Genomic DNA, 22,506 nt, shown 5'->3' with positions numbered 1-22,506 from the left:
CCCCCTGATCAGCGTCGATCCCGCTCGGAGTGACCCCATGACGGACACGTCCACCCGCCCCACCCTCACCTCTTCCGGGGGAGCCCCGCCCGCCCCCGTCGCCCGCAGCACGTCGTGGTGGGCCCGGCAGGACATCACGCGCGGCTTCTGGGTGAAGCTCGTGCTCGTCGCCCTCGTCGACGCGCTCGGCGTGTACGGCGTCCTCGCGGCCGGCGCGCAGTCGCAGTGGGGCATCGTCGCGTTCCTCGTGGTCGCGCTCGTCGCCGTGAACGTCGTCTACTTCTCGAAGCGGATGCTGCCGGCCAAGTACCTCGTGCCCGGCCTGCTGTTCCTGCTCGTCTACCAGGTGTTCGTGGTGCTCTACACGGGCTACACGGCGTTCACGAACTACGGCGACGGCCACAACTCCACGCAGGCCGACGCCGTCGAGGCGATCCTCGTGCAGAACGAGACGCGCCTGCCCGACTCGCCCGCGTTCCCGCTCACGGTGATCAGCGACGGCGACCAGCTCGGGTTCGCCGTCGTCGACGCCGAGGGCGCCGCGCAGATGGGCACCGCCGAGGAGCCGCTGCACCCCGTCGAGGCGCCGATCGAGAACGGTCACGTCGCCTCGGTGAACGGGTGGATCACGCTGTCGTTCAACGACATCCTCGAGCAGCAGGCCGAGGTCTTCGCGCTGCGCGTGCCGATCTCGCAGGACCCCAACGACGGCAGCCTGCGCACCCCCGACGGCTCCACCGCCTACGTCTACGGCTCCACGATGGTGTGGGACGAGGACACCCAGACGATCACCGACACGGCCCGCGACGTCGTCTACACCGCGGACCAGGAGACGGGCACGTTCACGTCCCCGATCGGCGCGCAGCTCGGCACCGGCTGGAAGGTCCGCGTCGGCCTCGACAACTTCACCAAGGTGTTCACCGACTCGACGCTGCGCGGCCCGTTCGTCGGGGTGCTCATCTGGACGTTCGCGTTCGCGATCCTCTCCGTGGCGACCACGTTCGGGCTGGGCCTGTTCATGGCCATCGTGCTCAACCACCCGAAGGTGCGCGGCCGCAAGATCTACCGGTCGCTGCTCATCGTCCCGTACGCCTTCCCGGCGTTCCTCACGGCCCTCGTGTGGCAGGGCATGCTCAACCGGGACTTCGGGTTCGTGAACCAGACGCTGCTCGGCGGCGCGCACATCCCGTGGCTCACCGACCCGTGGCTCGCGAAGGTCTCCGTGCTCGTCGTGAACCTGTGGCTCGGCTTCCCGTACATGTTCCTCATCTGCACGGGCGCCCTGCAGTCGATCCCGGCCGAGCTCTACGAGGCGGGCAAGATCGACGGCGCCAAGCCGTGGCGGCTGTTCCGGTCGCTGACGATGCCGCTGCTGCTGGTCTCGACCGCGCCGCTGCTCATCGCGTCGTTCGCGTTCAACTTCAACAACTTCAACGTGATCTACCTGCTCACCGAGGGCGGGCCCGACGACCTGTCGGCCCCGGTCGACGTCGGCGCGACGGACATCCTCATCACGTTCGTCTACCGGCTCGCGTTCGGCGGGGTGAACCGGCAGTACGGCCTGGCCTGCGCCGTGTCGATCCTCATCTTCGCCATCGTCGCCTCGATCTCGGCGATCACGTTCCGCAAGACGCGTGCACTGGAGGACCTGATCTGATGGCTGCCGTCGACACCACCCTGCCCAGCCGCCGGCGCCAGAAGGCCACGGTCGGCCTGCCCGGCCAGAACGACGTCCACCCCCACGGCCTGCGCTGGTGGCGCGAGCTCGGGTGGCGGCACGTCGTGACGTGGGGCGCCCTGGCGTTCGCGTTCATCCCGATCCTGTACGTCGTGTCGTCGTCGCTGAACCCGACCGGGTCGCTGACCGGCTCGAACCACCTGTTCAGCGCGGTCTCGTTCGACAACTACGTGGACCTGCTCACCGACCCCGTGCACCCGTACGCCCGGTGGTTCTGGAACACGCTCATGATCGCGACGGTCACCGCGCTCGGGACCGTGATGATCGGGGCCGCGGCCGCGTACGCGTTCTCGCGGTTCCGGTTCCGCGGGCGTCGCGGCGGGCTGCTGTCGCTGCTGCTCGTGCAGATGTTCCCGCAGATGCTCGCGTACGTCGCGATCTTCCTGCTGCTCGTCACGCTCAAGGACGTGTTCCCGGCGATCGGTCTCGGCACGCGCCTCGGCCTGATCCTCGTGTACCTCGGCGGGGCGCTCGGCGTGAACACGTACCTCATGTACGGGTTCTTCAACACGGTGCCGCGCGAGCTCGACGAGGCCGCGAAGATCGACGGCGCGAGCCACGCGCAGATCTTCTTCACGATCATCCTGCGGCTCGTCGCCCCGATCCTCGCCGTCGTCGGCCTGCTGTCGTTCGTCGGGGTCTTCTCGGACTTCCTCATCGCGTCCGTCGTGCTGGTCGACCCGAACTCGCAGACGCTGCCCGTCGGGCTGTACCAGTTCGTCAGCCAGCGGTTCTCCGAGTACTGGGGCGTGTTCGCCGCCGGGGCCGTGCTCGCGGCGATCCCCGTCGTGCTGCTGTTCCAGTTCCTGCAGCGCTACATCGTCTCGGGCCTGACCGCCGGGTCGGTGAAGGGATGACACTGCTCGACCAGCCTCACCACGACGGCTCCGAGCTCTACGTCCCGGCCGGGACGCCCGCCCTGGGCGACGTGGTCCCGGTCCGGTTCCGGGTTCCCGCCTCGGGCACCGAGCGTGCCGTGTGGGTCCGGACCGTGCGCGACGCCGAGCCGCGGATGGTCGAGGCCCGCCTCGACCGGTCCGACGAGCACGAGCGGTGGTACGTCGCCGAGATCCCGGTGCACAACCCGGTCACGCAGTACCGCGCGCTGCTCGACGAGCCCGGCGGCTACCGCTGGCTCAACGGGCGCGGCACGCACGCGCGGGACGTCGGGGACGCCGGCGACTTCCGGCTCACCGTCCACGCACCGGCACCCGCGTGGACGTCGGACGCGGTCGTCTACCAGATCTTCCCGGACCGGTTCGCGCGGTCCGGTGCCGCGAACGAGCTGCCGTCCTGGGCGGAGGCCGCGGCCTGGGACGACGAGCCGATCGGCCGCGGGCCGTCGACGCCCGTGCAGTACTACGGCGGCGACCTGCCCGGCGTCGAGCAGCACCTCGACCACCTCGAGCGGCTCGGCGTCGACACCGTGTACCTCACGCCCGTGTTCCCATCGCGGTCCAACCACCGCTACGACGCCACGAGCTTCGCGCACGTCGACCCGCTGCTCGGCGGCGACGCGGCCCTGGTGTCGCTGAGCGCCGCGCTGCACTCCCGTGGCATGCGGCTCGTCGGCGACTTCACGACGAACCACACCGGCGTCACGCACGAGTGGTTCGAGCACGCGCTGCGCGACCAGAGCTCCGAGGAGGCCGGCTACTACTACTGGGACAAGGAGACGGACCTCGGGTACGCGGCCTGGCTCGACGTGCCGTCGCTGCCGAAGCTCAACTACGGCGGCGGCTCACTGGCCCGGCGGATGGTGGACGGCCCCGAGTCGGTGATCGGTCGCTGGCTCGCCGAGCCGTTCTCGCTCGACGGGTGGCGCATCGACGTCGCCAACATGACCGGCCGGTACGGGCCCGACGACTTCACGCACGAGGTCGCCCGCATGGTGCGCCGCACGATGACGGTCGCGAACCCCGACGCCGTGCTGGTCAGCGAGCACTTCCACGACGCCGGCCCCGACCTGTCCGGAGACGGCTGGCAGGCCAACATGAACTACTCGGCGTTCACGAAGCCGCTGTGGACGTGGCTCGTGGACCCGGCCAGCACGCTCGACTTCCTCGGCATCCCCACCACGATCCCGCGCCGCGGCGGCCGCTCCGTCGTCGACACGATGCGGGAGTTCGACTCGACCGTGCCGTGGAAGGTCACCGCCCGGCAGTGGAACATGCTCGGCTCGCACGACACCCCGCGCCTGCGGACCGTCGTCGGCGACCCGGCCCTGGTGGGCGTCGCCGCCGGCCTGCTGTTCACCTACCCGGGCACGCCCGCGCTGTTCGCGGGCGACGAGGGCGGGGCGACCGGCACCAACGGTGAGCACGGCCGCGTACCGATGCCGTGGGACCAGATCGCCGCCGGCGGCGGACCCCGGTGGGACGCGTCGACGTTCGAGCTGTACCGGGGTCTCATCGCGCTGCGCCGGTCGAGCCGTGCGCTGCGCGAGGGCGGACTGCGGTGGGCCGTCGTCGAGGACGACGCCGTCGCGTTCCTGCGCGAGACGGCCGACGAGCGCGTGCTCGTGGTCGCCGCCCGGGCGCCGTGGTCCGGTGCACGGCTGCCGCGGCACCTGCTCACCGGGGAGGTCGCCGAGCGGCTCTACGGCGACGGCCTGCTCGGGATCCGGCCCGACGGGCTGCACGTCGGCGGCGACGGACCGGGCGTGCAGGTGTGGCGCCTGGCATGAGCGCGGTCGTCACGCAGGCTGACCTCGTCCGCGACCTGCGGGCCCTGGGCCTGAGCGCCGGGTCCGTGGTGCTCGTGCACGCGAGCCTGTCCCGGCTGGGGACGGTCGTCGGCGGCGAGCAGGCGGTCGTGCTCGCGCTCGAGGAGGTGCTCGGCCCGGACGGCACGCTCGTCGTGCCGACCCAGTCGTGGCACCTGTGCGACCCCGCGTACCTGGCCGACCCGCGGATCCCCGCGGACCGGTGGGGCGAGGTGCGTGCCGCGCTGCCCGCGTACGACCCGGCGTGGACGCCGACCCGCACGATGGGCGCGGTCGCCGACGCGGTCCGGACCCGCGCGGGAGCGGTCCGCTCGCCCCACCCGCACCGGTCGTTCGCGGCCGTCGGGCCGCACGCCGCCGAGGTCGTCGCCCGGCACGACCTCGCCGACCCGGTCGGAGAGGGCTCCCCGCTCGCGGCGCTGTACCGGCTCGACGCCCACGTGCTGCTGCTCGGCGTCGGGCACGACAAGAACACGTCGCTCCACCTGGCGGAAGCCCGGTCGGGTCTGCCGGTCGAGACCGTGCCCAACGGTGCGCCCCTGCTGGTGGACGGGGTGCGCCGGTGGGTCACGTTCGACGAGCCCGTCGTGGACGACGCGGACTTCGAGGCGGTCGGGACGGCCTTCGCGGACGGGCCCGGTGAGCGGCGGGGGCTCGTCGGGTGCGCCGACGCGCGGCTCGTGCCGGTGCGGACGCTCGTCGACTTCGCCGCCGACTGGTTCCGCCGCACCCGGGCGGTGACCGTCAGCTGACCGGCGTGCCGCTCGGGGGGATCGGGAGCGCCTGCCCGTCGCGCAGGATCTTGCCCGCGCTGATCTTCGCCTCGGTGACGTCGACGTGCCAGAGGGCCGCCAGCGTCGCCCCGTCCTCGGCCGTGTACCCGGCGTCCCAGAACGCGCCCTGTTCCAGCATCATGACCGTCCCGGGGTCGGACAGGTCGAGGCTCGAGCCCGGCGCGACCGGCACGGGCTGGCCGTCCAGCAGGAGCTGGCCCGCGCGTGACTTCGCCTCCTGGAGGTCCGTCCCCCAGAGGGTGGCGAGCGCGTCGGCGTCCTCCATGTAGTAGCCCGCGGCCCAGAAGGCGTCGGACTGCTCCTGCGTGAGGGGCGTCGCCGGCCTGGGTATCGGCGACGGCAGCACCCAGGTCGCAGAGGCGTCCGGGACCTCGGCCTGCTCCGGCGCCGCCGCGGCCGGCGCGCCCTCTCGGCGGGCGTCGTGCGCGAGGGCGTAGGCGGCTCCCGCGGCCCCGACCGTGAGGGTCGCCGCGACGACGCCGGCCGCTGCGAGGCGGCGGGGGGAGCGGGTGGTGCTCGCGAGGGGCTTCAACGGTCCTCCTGGAGCGCTCGTGCGAGGTTTCGTGCCTGTCCGGACCGGGCGGCCCGGCGCCGGGCTCGAGGGTCGTGACCTGCGCCGGGACGCTCGTGGCGCTCGACACCCTAGACCCGTGCCGGCTCCTGCAGGGCCGAATCGACCCGGTTCGTCACCCGGACCCCGGTGCGAACGGCAGGGTCTGCCCGTCGAGCAGCATCTGCCCGGCGCGCGCCTTCGTCTCGAACGGGTCGCTGTGCCACAGCCCGCTCAGCGCGTCCAGGTCCTCCGCGCTGTAGCCCGCGTCCCAGAACGCGTCGAGCAACGCCTGCTGCTCGTCCGTCGAGACACCTGCCGCGACGGAGGGTGCGAGGGGTGGCGTGAGCCCGTCGAGCAGCATCTGCCCGGCGCGCGCCTTCGTCTCGACCGCGTCGGTGCCCCACAGCGCCGACAGCGCCTCCATGTCGTCGACCGTGTACGTCGCCCAGAAGGCCTCGTACTGCGCGCGGGTGTACCCGTCGGGCATCGCCGACCACTCGATCCCCACGGCGTGCGCGACCTCCTCGACGGTGCGCGCGACGCCCGAGTAGGGGTTCGCCGCGGCCGCCGCGCCGGCGCCCGCGACGGCGAGCGCACCCGTGACGACGCCCACGGCGACGACCTTGGCGCCGCGGCGGGTCAGCGTCGCCACCGGCGTCGGCTGCTGCGCGAGCAGGGCCTCCAGACGGGCGGCGACGACCGCCGGGTCGGGGTGAGCCGCGGCGCGCGAGGACAGGGCCCGGGTGATCCGGTCGGTCAGCTCGTCGTTCGGGGGGATGTCCGCCTGGTCGTTCATGACGTCTCCGGAGGGGTCGAGAGGTCGGTGGGACGGGTGGTCTGCCGCAGCGTGGCGAGCGCGCGGCTGGCGTGGGAGCGGACGGTCGCGCCGGACGTGCCCAGCACGTCGGCGATCTCTGCGTCGTCGAGGCCCTCGTAGTAGCGCAGCACCAGGACGGCGCGCTGGCGGGGCGGCAGCTCGGTGAGCCGGCGCCACATCGCGTCGTCCTCGACGACGTGCTGGGCGTGGTCGGCCTGCGGGGCGAGGCGGGCGGCGAGCACGTCGTCGGTCGTGGCGTGGATGGTCCGCACGTGCCAGCGGCGTCGCCAGGACAGGTGCTCGTTGGTGACCATCCGGCGCAGGTACAGGTCGGGCCGGGCCATCAGGGCGATGCGCGTCCACCGCACGTGGGCGCGCAGCAGCACCTCCTGCACGAGGTCCGCCGCGACGTGCCCGTCACCGGTGAGCACCGTCGCGTACCGCAGCAGGCCGGGCAGATGGTCGCGGACCACGTCGTCGAGGCGGCGGGCGACCACCTCGTCGGCGTCCGCGGCGGAGCTGGCGGAGCCCGGTGCCGGCCGGACCCGGGGGATCGCGGCGCTGTCCGGGCCGCCCGTCGTCGTCCACGTCGTCATCGGTGCCCCACCCCGAGCAGGTCCTGGAGCGCGCCGTGCGGGTCGTGAGCCGCGTCGCCGTCCGGCCGGGGGAGCGGGCGGGGGTCGAGGCAGCGCCGCAGCAGGGCCTCGACGAGCGCCGCGGACCGGACGACGGTGTCGCCGTCGGTCGCACCGGGCAGGATCCGCACCTCGAGGGTGTCCCGCAGGGGGCGGGCGCTCACCAGCTGGGTCAGGTTGACGTCCGCGTACTTGGTCAGGCCCGTCGCGCGTGCGGCGTCCCGCAGCCCCGCCCAGTCGGCACTGTCCTGCTCGACGAGGTCCAGCAGGGCGGTCGGCAGCGGGGCGAGCCGCACGCACGCGGGGTTCGTGCCGAGCACGGCCCACAGGACCTCGCGCCAGTGCCCGAACAGCCGCACCACGTTGGCGAACGCGTGCGGGCTGCGGAACGGCTCGCCGTCCACGTGCACGTGCACCGCGGCCTCGTGCGGGACGGTGAAGCCCAGGTCGCGCGCGGGCGCGAGCAGCCGCTCCAGCGCCTCCCGGTGCCCCGCCACCAGCGGCGGCGTGACGATCTCGCACGGCCGCTCCCGCCCCCGCGGCAGGGGCAGGGCCACGGCGACGGTCGCACCCGCCGCGTCGTCGACCCGCGCCGCCGAGCCGACCACGTCCACCTCGACGCCCAGCAGCGCGGCCACCGGCTCCAGCACCGTGGCGAGCGGGGCCGCGGGGTCCGTGTGCCGTTCGACGAGCCGCAGCAGGCGGGCGTCGTCGGACAGCAGCCGGTACCAGCCGCGGTGCCCCGGACGTGAGGGCACCGCGGCCAGGTCGGCGGCGATCGTGATGTCGTCGACGAGGCGCGCCACCGGGCGGCCGTCCGCGTCGACCACGTCGAACGCGGGCGACAGGTGGCGGAACACGCCGACCCCCGGCACCGTCGACGGCTCGCTGTCCGCGTGGAACGCGCGCCGGACGTGCCCGTGCAGCCGGGCGGCGATCTCGTCCGCGAGCACCTGCCGGTCCGAGCCCGGGGGTGCGAGCAGCTCGACCTCGAAGCCGGTGCGCATCGTCAGGATGTCCACGTCGGTGCTCGTCTCCTCGCGTGCGGGGTGCGTCGGGGTGCCGGGCGGCGTGGTCAGGACGAGGCGCTCGCAGGTGTGCTGCCGGGCGCCACAGGAGGAGTCTGCCCGTCCAGGAGCATCTGCCCCGCCCGTGCCTTGGTCTCGGTGGCCTCCGTGCTCCACAGCGCGCCCAGCGCCTCGACGTCGTCGACCGTGTAGCCGGCACCCCAGAACGCCTCGTACTGCGCCTGCGTGTAGCCGTCGGGCATCGACGCCCACTCGTCGGCGTCGGCCGGGGCCGCGCCCGCGGCGGGCTGCTCGGGCCCGGCGTCCGGCGTCGTGACCTCGCCGGCCGTGGAGCCCGGCGCGATCGGCACGGGCTCGCCGTCGAGGAGCAGCTGTCCCGCGCGTGCCTTCGTCTCCGTGTCGTCGGTGCTCCACAGCGCGCCGAGCGCCGCGACGTCCTCGGGGGTGTACCCGGCGCCCCAGAACGCCTCGTACTGCTCGCGGGTGTACCCGTCGGGCATCGACGACCAGTCGACGCCGACCTGCGCGAGCGCGCCCGAGACGGCCTTGCCGACGGACGAGGTCGGCGCGACGGCCAGCGCGGCGCCGGACCCGGCGACGGACAGGGCAGCGGCGACGGCGCCCACGGCCATGATCCGGCGGTGCGGGCGGCGGGCGGCGTTCGTGGTGCTCGGGTTCATCGGTTCCTCCAGTGCGTCGCGGTCGGTCCTGCCCCCTTAGAACGCGGCTCGACGCCCAGGTGTGCAGTCGGATCCACAGCCGGTCCGGAGGCGGCGTGCCGCCTCGTTACCCTGGACCCCGTGACAGCCCTCGAGACCCTCGACATCGACGGCTACGTCGACGCCGACCGGGAACGGTGGGCGCCCGAGGCCCCGAAGTCCCGCGAGCGCACCGCGTTCGAGCGCGACCGCGCCCGCCTGGTGCACTCCTCGGCCCTGCGCCGGCTCGGTGCCAAGACGCAGGTGCTCGGCCCGTCGTCCGACGACTTCGTCCGCACCCGCCTCACGCACACGCTCGAGGTCGCGCAGGTGGGCCGTGAGATCGGCAAGGTCCTGGGGTGCGACCCCGACGTCGTGGACACCGCCTGCCTCGCGCACGACCTCGGCCATCCGCCGTTCGGGCACAACGGCGAGCGGGCGCTCGCGGAGCTCTCCAAGGGGATCGGCGGCTTCGAGGGCAACGCCCAGACCCTCCGGCTGCTGACACGCCTCGAGCCGAAGGTCGTCGGCCCCGACGGCCGGGCCGTGGGTCTCAACCTCACGCGCGCGTCGCTCGACGCGTCGGTGAAGTACCCGTGGCGGCACGGCCAGGGGCCGGTGTCCGCCGCGAGCGGCCGCCCGACCCACAAGTTCGGCGTCTACGAGGACGACCTGCCGGTGTTCACGTGGCTGCGCGAGCAGGCGCCCGACGGCCGCAAGTGCCTCGAGGCGCAGGTCATGGACCTCGCCGACGACATCTCGTACTCGGTGCACGACGTCGAGGACGCCGTCGTGGGCGGCCGCCTCGACCTGTCCGTGCTGGGACGGCCCGACGAGCGCGCCCGCGTCGTCGACGCCGTGCAGACCTGGTACGGCGACACCGTCGACGACGCCGGACTGCACGCGGCCATGGACCGGCTCGTCGCCGCCCGGCTGTGGAGCACCGGCTTCGACGGGTCGCGCGGCGCGCTCGCGATGCTCAAGGACGCGACGAGCCAGCTCATCGGCCGGTTCGCGAAGGCCGCGCAGCAGGCGACCCGCGAGCAGTACGGCCCGGGCCCGCTCACCCGGTACGCCGCGAACCTCGTGGTGCCGCTCGACACGACGGCCGAGATCCTGGTCCTCAAGGGCCTCGCCGTCGCGTACGTCATGGCCCCGCGCGAGCTCGAGCCGCTGTACCACCGGCAGCGCGAGGTGCTCACGGACCTGGTCCGCGTGATGTCCGACCGCGCGCCGCTCGCCCTCGAGCCGCCGTTCGCCGCCGACTGGAAGGCGGCCGCGGACGACGCCGCCCGCCTGCGTGTCGTCATCGACCAGGTGGCCTCGCTCACGGACGTCTCCGCCGCCGAGCTGCACGCGCGCCTGGTTCACCCGCCCCGGCACTGACCGGCCCACGGACCCGGTCGGGAGGGCACCGCCGGACGCCTAGACTCACGGCGTGGCGGGACGCATCGTGCGCGAGGACGTGGAGGCGGTCCGCGAACGCGTCCGCATCGAGGACGTCGTCGGCCAGCACGTCACGCTGAAGACCGCGGGCGTCGGCTCGCTCAAGGGCCTGTGCCCGTTCCACGACGAGCGCTCGCCGTCGTTCCACGTCCGCCCGCAGGTGGGCCGGTACCACTGCTTCGGCTGCGGCGAGGGCGGCGACGTCATCTCGTTCGTGCAGAAGGTCGACGGGCTCGGGTTCGCGGAGGCGGTCGAGTACCTCGCTGGCCGGGTCGGCATCCAGCTCCGCTACGAGGACGGCGCCGCCCCCCGCACCGGTGAGGAGCCCGGCCGCCGCCGCCGGCTGCTCGACGCGCACCGCGTCGCCGAGGAGTTCTACCGCGAGCAGCTCAGCACCCCTGCGGCCGCCGCGGGCCGGGCGTTCCTCGCCGAGCGCGGGTTCGACCGCAGCGCCGCCGAGCAGTTCGGCGTCGGGTTCGCCCCCCAGGGCTGGGACGGGCTGCTGCGCCACCTGCGCGGCCGCGGGTTCACGGAGGCCGAGCTGACCGCGTCCGGGCTGGTCAGCCAGGGGCAGCGGGGGATCTACGACCGGTTCCGCGGCCGCCTCGTGTGGCCCATCCGAGAGGTCACGGGCGAGACGCTCGGGTTCGGCGCTCGCCGCCTGTTCGACGAGGACCAGGGCCCCAAGTACCTCAACACCCCCGAGACCCCGCTGTACCGCAAGTCGCAGGTGCTGTACGGCCTCGACCTCGCCAAGCGGGACATGCAGCGGGACAAGCGGGTGGTCGTCGTCGAGGGCTACACCGACGTCATGGCGATGCACCTGTCCGGCATCGGCACAGCGGTCGCGACCTGCGGGACCGCGTTCGGCCCCGACCACGCGCGCATCGTGCGGCGGCTGCTCGGCGACTCCGGCTCGACGAGCGGCGTGCAGCTCGCGTCCGGCACGTCCGTGGGCGGCGAGATCATCTTCACGTTCGACGGCGACGCGGCCGGTCAGAAGGCCGCGCTGCGGGCGTTCGGCGAGGACCAGTCGTTCTCGGCGCAGACGTTCGTCGCGGTGGAGCGCTCCGGCATGGACCCGTGCGAGCTGCGTCAGGCGAAGGGCCCGGACGCGGTCCTCGCCCTCGTGACCTCCCGGACGCCGCTGTACGAGTTCGTCATCCGGTCCACGCTCGCCGCGCACGACCTGTCCACGGTCGAGGGGCGGATCGGGGCGCTGCGGGCCGCGGCGCCCGTCGTCGCCGGCATCCGGGACGCCGCGCTGCGACCCGAGTACACCCGCCTGCTGGCCGGCTGGCTCGGCATCGACGACCTGGACACCGTCCGCCGGGCGGTCGCCGGGGCGTCGCGAGCGCCGTCGCGGCCCGCCGACCAGCGCCCGGCGCGCGCGCCCGGTCGCCCCGACGGCCCCCCCGGCCGTGCGGACGGCCCGGCACCGCGACGGGACGGCGCCCCGGGGCGTGACGACACCGTCCGGGTGCCGGTCGCGCGCATGCCCGTCCCCGACCGCCGCGACCCCGTCGCGCAGATCGAGCGGACCGCGCTCGAGGTCGCCCTGCAGCAGCCCGCCCTCGTCCCGCTCGAGTTCGACGCCCTCGCCGCCGACGCGTTCGCCGCACCCGCCTACCGGGCCGTGCACGAGGCCGTCCGGGCGGCGGGCGGAGTGGCCGCCGCGCGCGAGGTCCAGGCCGCCGCCGGGGGAGCAGCCACGGGCTGGGTCGGGCTCGTCGCCGAGCAGGCCGCCGAGCCCGTGCGGCCGCTGGTCACCGAGCTCGCCGTCGCACCCCTGCCGGAGGACCGGCCCGAGAGCCTGCCGAACTACGTGCGCGGCGTCGTCATGAGCCTCATCGAGATCGGGTACACCCGGCACATCGCCGAGCTGCGCGGCCGCCTCCAGCGGATGGACCCCGCGGCCGACGGATACCGGGCCGCGTACGCCGAGCTCGTCGAGGTCGAGGGCCGCCGGCGGATGCTGCGCGAGAGCGCCTGACGACCCCGGTGCGCCACCTCGGGGCGGTCCGCACCCTCTGACCGGTTTCACATCGGCCATCCGGGTGAACCTGCGGCGCCGGCTTCGTCGGTGCGAGGTCGGCTGTTACGAATGCCGGATGCCCGAGCCGACCACCTTGCTGCCACCCGTCCGACCGGTCGCCCGCCCGGTCGTGGCGAAGCGTGGCGAGCCGGCGCCCGAGGAGGCCACGAGCCCGCCGGTCGAGGACGGTGCAGGGCGCGGACGGTCGCGAACGCGCAAGGTCGTCGTGCGCGGTGTCTGGTCCGTCGTCGGGCTGCTGGTGCTGTCCCTGGTGTGGGTGGGTGCACGTGGTGCGCTGGCCGTGCAGTCGCTCGTCGGGGCGGCTCCCGCGATGCAGGACGTCGCGTCGGCCCTGTCCGAGGGCCCGACCCCGACCGTGCTGGCGAGCGTGTCCGAGGTACGCGGTGCCGTCGGGCGCGCCCGAGGGCTGCTCGACGACCCGGTCTGGCGGCTGTACGAGCACGTGCCGGGCGTGGGCGGGCGGATGGCGTCCGTCCGGGCGACCGTCGAGGCCGCCGACGTCCTCGCCGACGACGCCCTGCCGCGTGTCGTCGACCTCGCGGGGACGTTGACGTTCGGGCCGTTCGACGACCCGGACGACGGGTACGCGATGCTGGTCCGTGCGAGCGAGCACGACACCGACCTGGCCGCGATCGCCGGTGCGGTCCAGCAGGCGCACGCCCGGCTCGACGGCGTCGGCACCGACCTCGTCGTGCCCGAGCTGACGCGCTACCTGGAGTCGGCGCTCGGGACCCTCGACGCCGCGGCGGACGTCGCGGCCGTGGCGAGCCCGTCCGTGCACGCGCTGCTCGAGGTGGCGGGCGGCTCGGGTCCCACGAGCACCGCCGTCGTGTTCCTCGACGACACCGCAGCCAAGCCGCTCGGGGGCCGCGTCGAGCGCGTCCTGGTCCTGACGGCCGAGCACGGGGCGGTGCGCGAGGTCCGACCGGTCGACCCGGGGACGGTCCTCGCCGCCGCGACCGCGTCGGCGGCGTACACGACCGCGGCGGCCGGCCCGCAGGCGGCGCTCGTCGCGGCCGGTGCACCCGACGTCGCACGCCTCACGTCGACGGCCGACGCCTCCGCCGCCCTCCAGGCCGGTGTCGCCGCCGCCACCGGGACCGCCCCGGCCGCCGTGGTCCTGGTGACCGCAGCTGGCATGGACGACCTGCTCGGTGCCTCCGCGGAGCCCGTCCCCGCGGCCCCCTCGTTCGTCGCGACGCTGGCCGGTCTGCCTCCCGAGGGCCGCGCGGGGGCGATCGACGCGACCGTCGAGACAGTCGTGCGGGGCGCCCTGACGTTCCAGGGGCGGGCCGACCTCGTCGCGTTCGCGCTGCGCGACGCCGTGACCGACGGTGGGCTGCGCGTCTGGTTCGCCGATCCCGCCGTCCAGGGTGCGCTGGCCGGCTCGCGCGGAGCAGGCGGTCTGCCCGCCGACCCCGTCGGCGGGACGCCGGTCGTGGTGTCGCTCGACGCCGGGACAGGCCCTGCTGGTGTCGTCGCGGACGGCCTCGTCGTCGCGCAGGGGACCTGCGGCCGCCTGTGGGCCGAGCGCCCGGGGGTCCGCCTGACCGTGCGGACGGCCCCGGGGGTCGACGGCGGTTCCGCGGCGCGCCTGCTCGTGCAGGTCCCGGCCCGGACCGACGTGGCCGAGGTGGCCGTGGACGGGACGGTCCGGCCTGCGGGCGACGCGCTCACGGTCGACGACCACGGGTTGCTCGTCGTCGACCTGGCCGCCGGGACGAGCACCGTCGAGGTGTCGCTGCGCGGCCGGGCCGACGACGGACACGGCGTCCAGGTGGTCTCCCGCGGTGGGATGCCGGCGGCGGTCACGGGTTCGTTCAGCTGCTGAGGGCGGTCCGGCGCCGCCGGTCGTGATGTCGGCGGCGCCGCTCGTGGGCGTCCGCGCCCGGCCTCACCAGGGAGACGGGACGTCCACCACTCCGTCGCCCGCGCCCGCCCCGTCGCCGGCACCGCCTGTGCCGGGGCTGTCCTGCTGCGCCTGCTGGGTCCGCTGGGCGAGCTCCTGGTCGCGCTCGGAGGGCTCGCCCGCAGGGGAGGCCTCGCCGGACGGCGAGCCGTTGCCGGCCCGTCCCGCGGCCGCCGTGGCCTTCGTCTCCGTGCGCTGCGTCGCGTCCGCGAGGTCGTCGGCCGCGCTCCGGCCCCCGGAGCCGTCCTTGCCGGAGCCGTCCTTGCCGGCCTCGTCGTCCGAGCCCTGGCCCGCGGCGTCCTCGGCGTCCCGCTGCGCCTGCGCCGCGGACGGCTCGTCGACGCAGCCTGCCGGTGCGTCCCGCGCGACGTCGCGTGCGGCGGCGTAGTCGGCCGCAGCCGCCGCAGGGTCGTCGGCATGGAGGTCGCCGAGCGCCTCCAGCACGGCCGAGAGGTTGACCCGCACGGCGCACTGCGCCTGCGGCGGTGCCGAGCGCAGGGCCTCGCGGAGCAGGCGCTCGGCGGTGCGCCACTCGGGCTCGGTGCGCGCGCGCGACGCGGCGACGGTGCCGGCGTCGAACGGGGCCTTCCACGGCTCCACGAGGTCGACGAGCCCGAGGAGCTCGGCCGCGCGTGCGGCCGTCCGGGACTGCCCGACGACGAACGCGGTCCGGGTGACCTCGGCGGCCCCGCAGCCGAGCAGCAGCGTGCTGCCGCCCACGAGGCACAGGGCGAGCGCGGGAGACGACCACGCCAGGATCCGGCGCCGACGACGCAGGACGTCGGCCGGGGCGTTCATCGTGCACCCCTCGGCACCGCGGCACGGCCGAGCGACAGCACCGTGCCGGCGCCGTCGAGGAGCAGGAGCAGAACCACCGCGAGCGCCGCCATCCATGTGTACTCGGTGCTGCCGGACGGCAGACCGCTGACGTCCGTCGTGACCTGACGGACGGTCGGGTCGGGAACCGTCGGGGCCGGACCGCCCGCACGTGCGACATGGGTGAGCCCGAGGTCCCGCGCGAGCGTGTCGAGCGCCTCTGCGTCGGCGTGCGAGACGGCCGGCTGGCCGGTGGCGGGGTCGAGCACAGGACCTGCCCCGTCGCCGGTGAGCCGCGCGGTCATCGGTGCGCCGGCAGAGGTGCCGTACCCGAGCACGAGTCCTCCCTGGACGAGGTCGTGCAACGGCGCGAAGCTCTCGGGCTCGCCGGCTGCGGTGTTCTCCCCGTCGCCGAGGTACACGACCACGGTCGAGCGGTCCGGGTACGCGGCGGCGACCTCCCGCAGCGTGCGGGACAGCAGGGGCGCGGCCACGGTGATGCTGGAGCCGTGCGACGCCAGCGCGAGCTCGGGCCGCAGGACCGCCGCCGCACGGGGGACGGCCGTCGTGTCGGTGGTGAGCGGGACGACCGTCCGGGCCTCGCGGTCGAACGTGACGAGCGAGGTCCGGGCGCCGATCCCGGCGAGCTGGGCGCTCAGGGCGACGACGTCGGCCCGCGCGGCGTCGAGCCGGGTCGTCCCGTCGGGCCCGTCGGTCGCCCCCATGCTCGCGGTGGTGTCGATCACGAAGTAGACGTCCGCGTCGGACAGCGCAGCCGTGGTGAGCTCGGCCGGCGTGCTGGGCCGCAGGCACGCGGCGGCCGCCGCGAGCACGACGAGAGCCCTGGTCAGCCAGCGGGCGCGACCGAGCGCCCCGACCGACGAACAGGCGCCCTGCGCGCACACGACGACACCGGCGAGGACGAACGCGCCCACGAGGGCGACGGGGACGACGGGCTGGAGCGTCACGGTCGCACCACCCGCCACGCGACCAGGAGTCCGACGACGAGCGGGAGCAGCAGGTCGAGCGCGACACCCGGGACGTCGAACGTGGAGGTCACCCGGGGGCCCACGACCGTGCGTGAGGGCAGGCCCTTCACGATCGACGTGATCGCGCCGACGGCGGAGTCGCCCTCGACCGCCGGGTACGTCTGGCCCCCGGTGGTCTGTGCGGCGGCAGCGAGCTCCTGGGAGTACGTGCTGCTCCCGTCGTCGTTGGCGTCCAGGACGACGAGAAGGGCCCCGAGCTCGGCCGTGCGCTGGGCGGCCTCCTGGACGGTGAAGAGCTGGCCCCCGCGGCCGGTGATCTGCTTGTTGTCGGTGGCGAGGATGACGACGCGCGAGCGCTCGACGGGATCCACGGTCCCGGGGTCCGTGGTCCCCTCGAGCCGGGCGAGCTCCTCGTCGCCGCGGAACTGCTCGGCGCACCCGGTCAGGCCGTCCCCGACCAGTGACCCGCCGATGGACATGTCCCGGGTGCCGGCGGCGATGTCGGGGTGGCCTTCTGCCCCCGCGATGCTGGCCTCCGTGGCCTCCAGGCTGCTGCGCACGAGGTCGTAGTCGTCGGTGAGCGGGAACAGGACCAGCGGCATGCTGTCGAACACCACCAGCCCGATCCGTTCGCCGTGCAGCCCGCTGACGAGCTTGCGGAACGTCCGGACGACGGCGAGGTCCTCCCCGGACATGGACCCCGACACGTCGAGGCAGAGCACGATGTCCCGGTTGTCGAGGTGCGACTGCCGTGACTCGACGGCCGTCGGGCGCGCGGCCAGCCATCCGGCGGTCCCGAGCGTGACGAGGGTGAGCAGGCCGACGACGACGAGGCCCGCACGCCGACGGGCCACCGCACGCCGGTAGCCCGGCAGCGTGCGCAGGCGGCCGACGTGCGCGACCCGGACCGTCCCGGCTCGGGACCGGCCCGTCCGGCGTGAGGCGACGACGGCAGCGGCGCAGACGACGACCGCGAGGACGGCCGTGCCGACCAGCACGGCCGGCTGGCTCAGCTCGTGCTCCACCGGGTCACCACCTCTCGGACGTCGCGGGCGAGGGTGGCGACGTCGGCCGTCCCCGGAGCAGGGGCGAACGTGGCGACCGCCAGCGCCGACACCACGTCGTGGAGCGGCACGGGCCCGGCGGTGGCGAGCTGGCTCGGCGTCATCGTCTCGTACGCCACGCCGGTCCACGCGGCAGCGAAGCCACGCACGGTCTGCGACAGCTCGCTGGCCGCGCCGGGTGCGTCGACGCGGCCCGCCTCGTACGCGACGAGGACCGCGTCGACCCGGGCGAGCGCCTGGCGCCGGACGCGGGTCGAGCGGCGCATCCCGGGCAGCCTCGGCAGACCGCCGGGGCGGGTGGAGAGCAGGACGACGACGAGGACCAGGGCGACCCCGGCGACGAGGCAGAGCCCGAGCACGGTCCAGCCGTGCCCGTAGGTCACCGGCGGGTAGAGGGTGGGCCGGAGTGTCGCGTCAGTGCGCATAGGGGCGCCTCCGCAGCATCGTGAGCAGCTCGCGGACGGCGGTGTCGGAGGACTCGACCCGGCATCGGGACACGTGGGCGTCGTCCAGCACGTCGGCGAGCGACTCGCGCAGGCGCGTGGTCAGCTCGTCGTGCTCGTCGGCGATCCGCCGGGAGCGGGACAGGTACCGCGGGACCCGCCACCCGCCGCGGGCGTCGGCCACCTCGCCGCGCGCGAGCTCCCGGGCGGGGTTGGCGTCCGCCACGGCGACCCAGAGCGTGTCGTGCGCCGCGGCCAGCCGGCGGACGGACTGCTCGAGGCGCTCGTCCATCTCGACGTCGTCGGTGACCACCACGACGATCGCGTCGCGCGTCAGGCGACGTCGCGCGTGCTCGATGACGCCCGCGAGGTCCGGCGCCGACCGCGACGTGTCGATCGCCGTCCGAGTCGCCCCGAGCAGCTGCTCGAGGTGGCGCTCACCCTCGCGCGGACGCGCGGCGACGACACCGCCGGCGTCGCCGCGGACGAGCCCGACCCGGTCCCCGTGCTTGAGGGCGAGGTACCCCAGCACCCCGACGGCCAGCACCGCGAGGTCGCCCTTGTCCTCGTGCGCCGGGGTCCGGGCGTTCATCGTCGACGCGGTGTCGACGAGGGCGACGAGGCTGCGCTGACGTGTGACGAGGTGACGGCGTACGAGCGGCTCGCCGCGCCGGGCCGTCGCCTTCCAGTCGATGTCGCGGACGTCGTCGCCGGGCTGGTAGTCGCGGAGGTCCTCGAAGTCGAAGCCGCGCCCGCGGGAGCGTGAGGCGTACTCGCCGTCCAGGGCGTGCACGATCCTGCGCCGGCTGCGGACGTACAGCTTCGACTTGACGCGGACGAGGTGCGCGGGCACGACGCGGCTACGGGGCGGTGACGGAGTCGACGATCGCGTCGATGAGGTCCTCCGCACGGACCCCGTCGACGTCGGCGTCGAAGTGGAGCAGCACCCGGTGACGCAGCACGACGTGGCGCAGCTCGCGGACGTCCTCGGGCAGCACGTGGTCGCGGCCCTCCAGGACGGCGAGCGCTCGCGCGGCCGTGACGAACGCGATCCCGGCGCGTGGGCTCGCACCGCACTCGACGTACCGGGCGCGGTCGGCACCGATGTACGTCGCGGCGTCACGGGTGGCCGCGACGATCGTCAGCGCGTAGCGCAGCACGGCGTCGCTCACGTGGATGCGGGCCGCGACGTCCTGCAACCGGCGCACCGTGGTCACGTCGAGCACGGGAGCAGCGGCCGCGGGGTCGCGCAGCGTCCGGTCCGTGAAGCCCCGCAGCATCGCGAGCTCGTCGGGCGCGGAGGGGTAGTCGATGAGCTCCTTGAGCAGGAACCGGTCGAGCTGGGCCTCGGGCAGCGGGTAGGTGCCCTCCTGCTCGATCGGGTTCTGCGTGGCGATGACGAGGAACGGCGACGGCAGCGCGTGCGTGTGGCCGCCGATCGTGACGCGCCGCTCCTGCATCGCCTCCAGCATCGCGGCCTGCGTCTTGGCGCTCGACCGGTTGATCTCGTCGAGCAGCACCACGTTCGCGTGGACGGGGCCGAGCTGGGTGCGGAACTCGCCGGTGCGTGCGTCGTAGACCTGGGTGCCGGTGATGTCGGTGGGCAGCAGGTCGGGCGTGCACTGGATGCGGGCGAAGGTCGAGCCGGCGAGCGTCGCGAGCGTGTTCGCGGCGGTCGTCTTCGCCAGACCGGGCAGGCTCTCGAGCAGGATGTGGCCGCCGGCGAGCAGCGCCACCAGCAGGCTCCGGCGCAGACCGGGCTGCCCGACGACGGACTCCCCGAACGCGCTCTCGAGCCGGCCGAGGACCTCCCGCGCCCCGGCGAGCTCGGCAGCGCTCGTCGGTGTGTCGTGGCGGGTCGTGGTGGCGGTCACGGATGCGTCCTTCCGATGGGCAACAGCCCTGCTCATCGGCAGTTCGGACGTGCTCCTGAGGGTGACGCACGTGACACGGGGGAGACTCCCGTCACTGCGGCGTGTCGGAGGTCGTCACCCGCGTCGGGCGCGCATCATCGCGCGCGCTCAGCGCAGCGCGACCGCTCCCGTGCCGTCGTCGACCGGCAGCGTGTGGTGGTACGCCGCGGTCACCGTCATCGCCCGGACGGTGAGCGACCCGCCGTAGTACGACAGGAATGCCGTGTCCGTCGCGTCCCGCCCGGTCGCGATCCGCACGAACGTGGGCCGCGGCGCGAGCCGGGTCGCGTCGACGACCTGCCACGCACCGTCGACGTACGCCTCCGCGACCGCGTGGAAGTCCATGGGCTTGAGCCCCGGCGCGTACACGGACGCCAGGCGGGCGGGCACGTCCTTGGCGCGCAGCAGCGCGACGACGAGGTGCGCGAAGTCCCGGCACACCCCGCGCCGCTTGAGCAGCGTGTCCGTGGCGCCGTCCGTCGGCAGGCTCGACCCCGACAGGTACGTCACATGACCGCTGACCCAGCCGACGACGGCGTCGAGCAGCTCGCCGCCGGACAGCCCCTTGAACTGGTCGCGGGCGAACGCCAGCAGCCGGTCCGACTCGGCGTACCGGCTGGGGCGGCGGTACTCGATGAGGTCGATGTCCTCGATCTGCGGCAGGTCCGCCTGACCGGTGACGGTGGCGTGGTAGTCGACGACCACACGGCCCTGCGGGGCGAGCACGCGGTGCGTGCGCCCGCCGTGCGGACCCTTGATCTCGACCACGTCGAGCGGGCCGTCCTCGTGCCGCACGGACAGCACCTCGGTGCGGTCGTAGGACCCGTCCGCGACGGCGATCGACAGGAGCATCTCGAGCGGCGCGCGCACGTCGAGAGAGAGGTGAGAGGTCACGGTGCGCAGCACGGCCGCGGGTCCTTTTCTCGGCCGTCGGTGGCCGGACCATCAGAGGGAGCAGCGCAAGTGTGAGGCCCATCAGGTCATCCGTCCAGTCCGTGGACGGGGATCACCCGCACCGGGCCGCCGGACGACGAGACGGGGCCTCGACGGCTCACCGTCGAGGCCCCGCGGGGTGCTCCTCGCTGCCCTGCCCGATGTCCGTGACGACCGGTGCGAGAGCTCCGTCCGGCACGGGGTGGAGCCCGCGCCGGACGGCCTCACGTCAGCTGTGCAGGGTCCACTTCTGGGCCCCGTTGCCGTTGCAGTCCCAGATCTGGACCTGGGTGCCCTTCGTGGTCGACGCGCCCGGGTTGTCGAGGCACCGGCCGGACTGCGGGTTCTTGTACGACCCGTTCGACTGCGGCAGCCACACCTGCGCTCCGGTGCCGTTGCAGTCGTACAGCTGGACCTTGGTCCCGTTGCCCGTGTCACCGCCCGCGACGTCGAGGCACTTGCCCTGGACCCGGAGCGTCGAGCCGGCCTCCTTGAAGGTCCACTTCTGCGCGACGGTGCCGTTGCAGTCCCAGATCTGGACCTTGTTGCCGTTGGACGTGTTCTGCGCGTTGTTGTCGAGGCACATGCCGTTGGCGTTGGTGATCGAGCCGGCGGTCACGTCGCCGCCGCCCGTGCCGCCGCCGCCGGTGCCCGTGTCGCCACCGGTGCTCCCGCCACCGCCACCGCTGAACGGCTGGATGACGAGGCCCGCGGCGGACGGCGAGCCGTCGTTCACGAGCGACTCGAAGTTGCCGACGTCGTCGAACGCGAAGGCGTACGCCTTCCCGTCCTTCATGTTCTCGTGCACGATCCGCGCGTACTGGTCGGCGGGGTTGCTCTTGTAGAACTGCGACGCGTCCGTGCTGGGCTGGGTGTCGATCGTGCCGAGCGTCCCGCGGTTGAGCGCGGCGCACAGGGTCCGGGCGATCGGGCCGACCACCGTGTCGTTCGGTGCGAGCAGGGCACCGTCGCAGCCCCAGACGTCGGCGCTGCTGGGCCGGTTGAACTGCGCCACCTGACCGCCGGACGCGTTGGTGAACGTCATGACGGTGCCCGAGGTCCGGCCGTAGTACTTCGTGCCCGGCTGGTCGGCGAAGGGCACGACCGTGAGCGTCTTGCTCGTGTACGCGCTCCAGGCGGACGCGATGTACGCGTCCAGGTACGTGGTGCTCAGCAGACCGGCGCCCGCGGCCTTGCCCGGCGCGAGGACGCGCAGCACGGTGCCGTCCGACCGGCGGACCACCGTGTTCGCCCAGCCGCTCTGCGCGGCGATCCCGTTGATCGTCTTGTCCCGGCCGTCGGCGACGAGCTCCCCGGACTTCCGGGTGCCGGACGCGCCGGTCACGGTGACCGTGTGGGGGACGGCGAACATGTCGACCTGCGAGCTGTTCAGCCACAGACCGGCGTCGTTGTACGTGAGCTCGCTCCAGTCGAACAGGATGTTCTTGTTCGCGTCACCGGACGACCAGGGGGCGGGCTGCACGAGCCCGTCGGGCGTCAGGAAGAACTTCAGCTTCTCGCCGAGCGAGAAGTAGACGCGACCGGAGATGCCGCGCGGCAGCTGGATCGTCGTGCTGCTGCCGTTCGCCGGCCCCGCGATCGCGACGTCGGGCGCGGCCGTCGGCGGGTTCCCGCCCGCCGGCCACGGCGTGAACGTGCCACCCGCGGTGACGTACCCGAGGCGGCCGGTGCTCAGGTTCGTGCCGAGCACGTACACGTAGACCGCGTCGCCGCGGCCGCTCGAGTTCGTGATGGTGAACGGGAGGCGGTCGGGGCCGACCGCCTGTGCTGCCGGCGCCACGGCGACCGCCGTGGACACCGCGACGACGAGCGCGCCGAGCGCTCCGAACAACCTGTTCCTGTGCCTCATAGGCCGTGCTCCTTCTCTGTTGCCGGCGGACTGCGCGGGACGGGGACGCCCGCGCACGGGGCGGTGCCGGGGAGTGGAC

20 protein-coding genes are annotated in these 22,506 nt (G+C 74.2%); 7 read left to right on the top strand and 13 right to left on the bottom strand.

What is annotated here, in order from left to right:
• The first annotated feature begins 37 nt into the window (after positions 1-37).
• From Cch01nite_RS03190 to Cch01nite_RS03175, 4 genes are read left to right on the top strand one after another with little or no spacing between them, the layout of a single operon-like run.
• On the top strand, positions 38-1,657 hold the full coding sequence (locus Cch01nite_RS03190; protein WP_203748485.1) for an ABC transporter permease subunit: 1,620 nt from the start codon (positions 38-40) through the stop codon (positions 1,655-1,657).
• The gene (locus Cch01nite_RS03185) at positions 1,657-2,595 is read left to right on the top strand and encodes a sugar ABC transporter permease (RefSeq protein ID WP_203748484.1); all 939 of its coding nucleotides are present in this window, start codon (positions 1,657-1,659) and stop codon (positions 2,593-2,595) included. Before Cch01nite_RS03190 ends, Cch01nite_RS03185 begins: the two co-directional genes overlap by 1 nt.
• Entirely contained in the window at positions 2,592-4,424 is a 1,833-nt protein-coding gene (locus Cch01nite_RS03180; protein WP_203748482.1) for a glycoside hydrolase family 13 protein, read from the top strand. Before Cch01nite_RS03185 ends, Cch01nite_RS03180 begins: the two co-directional genes overlap by 4 nt.
• Positions 4,421-5,215, top strand: a complete 795-nt coding sequence (locus Cch01nite_RS03175) for an AAC(3) family N-acetyltransferase (RefSeq protein ID WP_203748480.1) — start codon at positions 4,421-4,423, stop codon at positions 5,213-5,215. Before Cch01nite_RS03180 ends, Cch01nite_RS03175 begins: the two co-directional genes overlap by 4 nt.
• Here the strand turns inward: Cch01nite_RS03175 and Cch01nite_RS03170 are convergent.
• The 5 genes from Cch01nite_RS03170 to Cch01nite_RS03150 all read right to left on the bottom strand — a co-directional run bounded on the left by Cch01nite_RS03170 (position 5,208) and on the right by Cch01nite_RS03150 (position 8,970).
• Positions 5,208-5,789, bottom strand: a complete 582-nt coding sequence (locus tag Cch01nite_RS03170; protein WP_203748478.1) for a hypothetical protein — start codon at positions 5,787-5,789, stop codon at positions 5,208-5,210. The two genes, Cch01nite_RS03175 and Cch01nite_RS03170, sit on opposite strands and share 8 nt — an antisense overlap.
• A 154-nt stretch (positions 5,790-5,943) precedes the next feature.
• Positions 5,944-6,606, bottom strand: a complete 663-nt coding sequence (locus tag Cch01nite_RS03165; RefSeq protein WP_203748475.1) for a hypothetical protein — start codon at positions 6,604-6,606, stop codon at positions 5,944-5,946.
• Positions 6,603-7,223: an RNA polymerase sigma factor gene (locus Cch01nite_RS03160; RefSeq protein WP_203748472.1), complete on the bottom strand. Its 621-nt coding sequence runs from the start codon at positions 7,221-7,223 to the stop codon at positions 6,603-6,605. Before Cch01nite_RS03160 ends, Cch01nite_RS03165 begins: the two co-directional genes overlap by 4 nt.
• Positions 7,220-8,284: an amidoligase family protein gene (locus Cch01nite_RS03155; protein ID WP_239069821.1), complete on the bottom strand. Its 1,065-nt coding sequence runs from the start codon at positions 8,282-8,284 to the stop codon at positions 7,220-7,222. Before Cch01nite_RS03155 ends, Cch01nite_RS03160 begins: the two co-directional genes overlap by 4 nt.
• Positions 8,285-8,337: 53 nt before the next feature.
• Positions 8,338-8,970, bottom strand: a complete 633-nt coding sequence (locus Cch01nite_RS03150; RefSeq protein WP_203748469.1) for a hypothetical protein — start codon at positions 8,968-8,970, stop codon at positions 8,338-8,340.
• A 120-nt stretch (positions 8,971-9,090) separates the two neighbouring features.
• On the opposite strand from Cch01nite_RS03150, the gene Cch01nite_RS03145 reads away from it, so the two are divergent.
• The 3 genes from Cch01nite_RS03145 (at position 9,091) to Cch01nite_RS03135 (ending at position 14,321) form a co-directional block, all read left to right on the top strand.
• On the top strand, positions 9,091-10,374 hold the full coding sequence (locus tag Cch01nite_RS03145) for a deoxyguanosinetriphosphate triphosphohydrolase (RefSeq protein WP_203748466.1): 1,284 nt from the start codon (positions 9,091-9,093) through the stop codon (positions 10,372-10,374).
• 52 nt (positions 10,375-10,426) lie between these two features.
• Positions 10,427-12,427: a DNA primase gene (dnaG, locus tag Cch01nite_RS03140; protein ID WP_203748464.1), complete on the top strand. Its 2,001-nt coding sequence runs from the start codon at positions 10,427-10,429 to the stop codon at positions 12,425-12,427.
• Between the two features lie 118 nt (positions 12,428-12,545).
• On the top strand, positions 12,546-14,321 hold the full coding sequence (locus Cch01nite_RS03135) for a hypothetical protein (protein WP_203748461.1): 1,776 nt from the start codon (positions 12,546-12,548) through the stop codon (positions 14,319-14,321).
• Between the two features lie 63 nt (positions 14,322-14,384).
• Here the strand turns inward: Cch01nite_RS03135 and Cch01nite_RS03130 are convergent, their stop codons facing one another.
• From Cch01nite_RS03130 to Cch01nite_RS03095, 8 genes are all read right to left on the bottom strand, one after another.
• The gene (locus Cch01nite_RS03130) at positions 14,385-15,197 is read right to left on the bottom strand and encodes a hypothetical protein (RefSeq protein WP_203748459.1); all 813 of its coding nucleotides are present in this window, start codon (positions 15,195-15,197) and stop codon (positions 14,385-14,387) included.
• A complete protein-coding gene (locus tag Cch01nite_RS03125) occupies positions 15,194-16,183 on the bottom strand; it encodes a vWA domain-containing protein (RefSeq protein ID WP_203748456.1) in 990 nt (329 codons plus the stop codon). Before Cch01nite_RS03125 ends, Cch01nite_RS03130 begins: the two co-directional genes overlap by 4 nt.
• Complete coding sequence (locus Cch01nite_RS03120) at positions 16,180-17,229, bottom strand: vWA domain-containing protein (RefSeq protein WP_203748453.1); 1,050 nt, start codon at positions 17,227-17,229, stop codon at positions 16,180-16,182. Before Cch01nite_RS03120 ends, Cch01nite_RS03125 begins: the two co-directional genes overlap by 4 nt.
• The gene (locus Cch01nite_RS03115) at positions 17,214-17,693 is read right to left on the bottom strand and encodes a hypothetical protein (RefSeq protein WP_203748450.1); all 480 of its coding nucleotides are present in this window, start codon (positions 17,691-17,693) and stop codon (positions 17,214-17,216) included. The genes Cch01nite_RS03120 and Cch01nite_RS03115 overlap by 16 nt, the downstream gene beginning before the upstream one ends.
• Positions 17,683-18,564: a DUF58 domain-containing protein gene (locus Cch01nite_RS03110; RefSeq protein WP_203748447.1), complete on the bottom strand. Its 882-nt coding sequence runs from the start codon at positions 18,562-18,564 to the stop codon at positions 17,683-17,685. Before Cch01nite_RS03110 ends, Cch01nite_RS03115 begins: the two co-directional genes overlap by 11 nt.
• Positions 18,565-18,571: 7 nt before the next feature.
• Positions 18,572-19,585: an AAA family ATPase gene (locus Cch01nite_RS03105; RefSeq protein WP_239069819.1), complete on the bottom strand. Its 1,014-nt coding sequence runs from the start codon at positions 19,583-19,585 to the stop codon at positions 18,572-18,574.
• A gap of 147 nt (positions 19,586-19,732) precedes the next feature.
• Entirely contained in the window at positions 19,733-20,530 is a 798-nt protein-coding gene (locus Cch01nite_RS03100; RefSeq protein ID WP_203748443.1) for a transglutaminase-like domain-containing protein, read from the bottom strand.
• Positions 20,531-20,786: 256 nt separating this feature from the next.
• Positions 20,787-22,427, bottom strand: coding sequence for a beta-1,3-glucanase family protein (locus tag Cch01nite_RS03095; RefSeq protein ID WP_203748441.1), 1,641 nt, complete (start codon positions 22,425-22,427; stop codon positions 20,787-20,789).
• Positions 22,428-22,506 lie beyond the last annotated feature (79 nt).

Source organism: Cellulomonas chitinilytica (assembly GCF_016862675.1).
Lineage (GTDB): Bacteria > Actinomycetota > Actinomycetes > Actinomycetales > Cellulomonadaceae > Cellulomonas > Cellulomonas chitinilytica.
The sequence above is the reverse complement of the archived record's forward strand: the minus strand, read 5'-3'. Positions and strand labels throughout refer to the sequence as shown.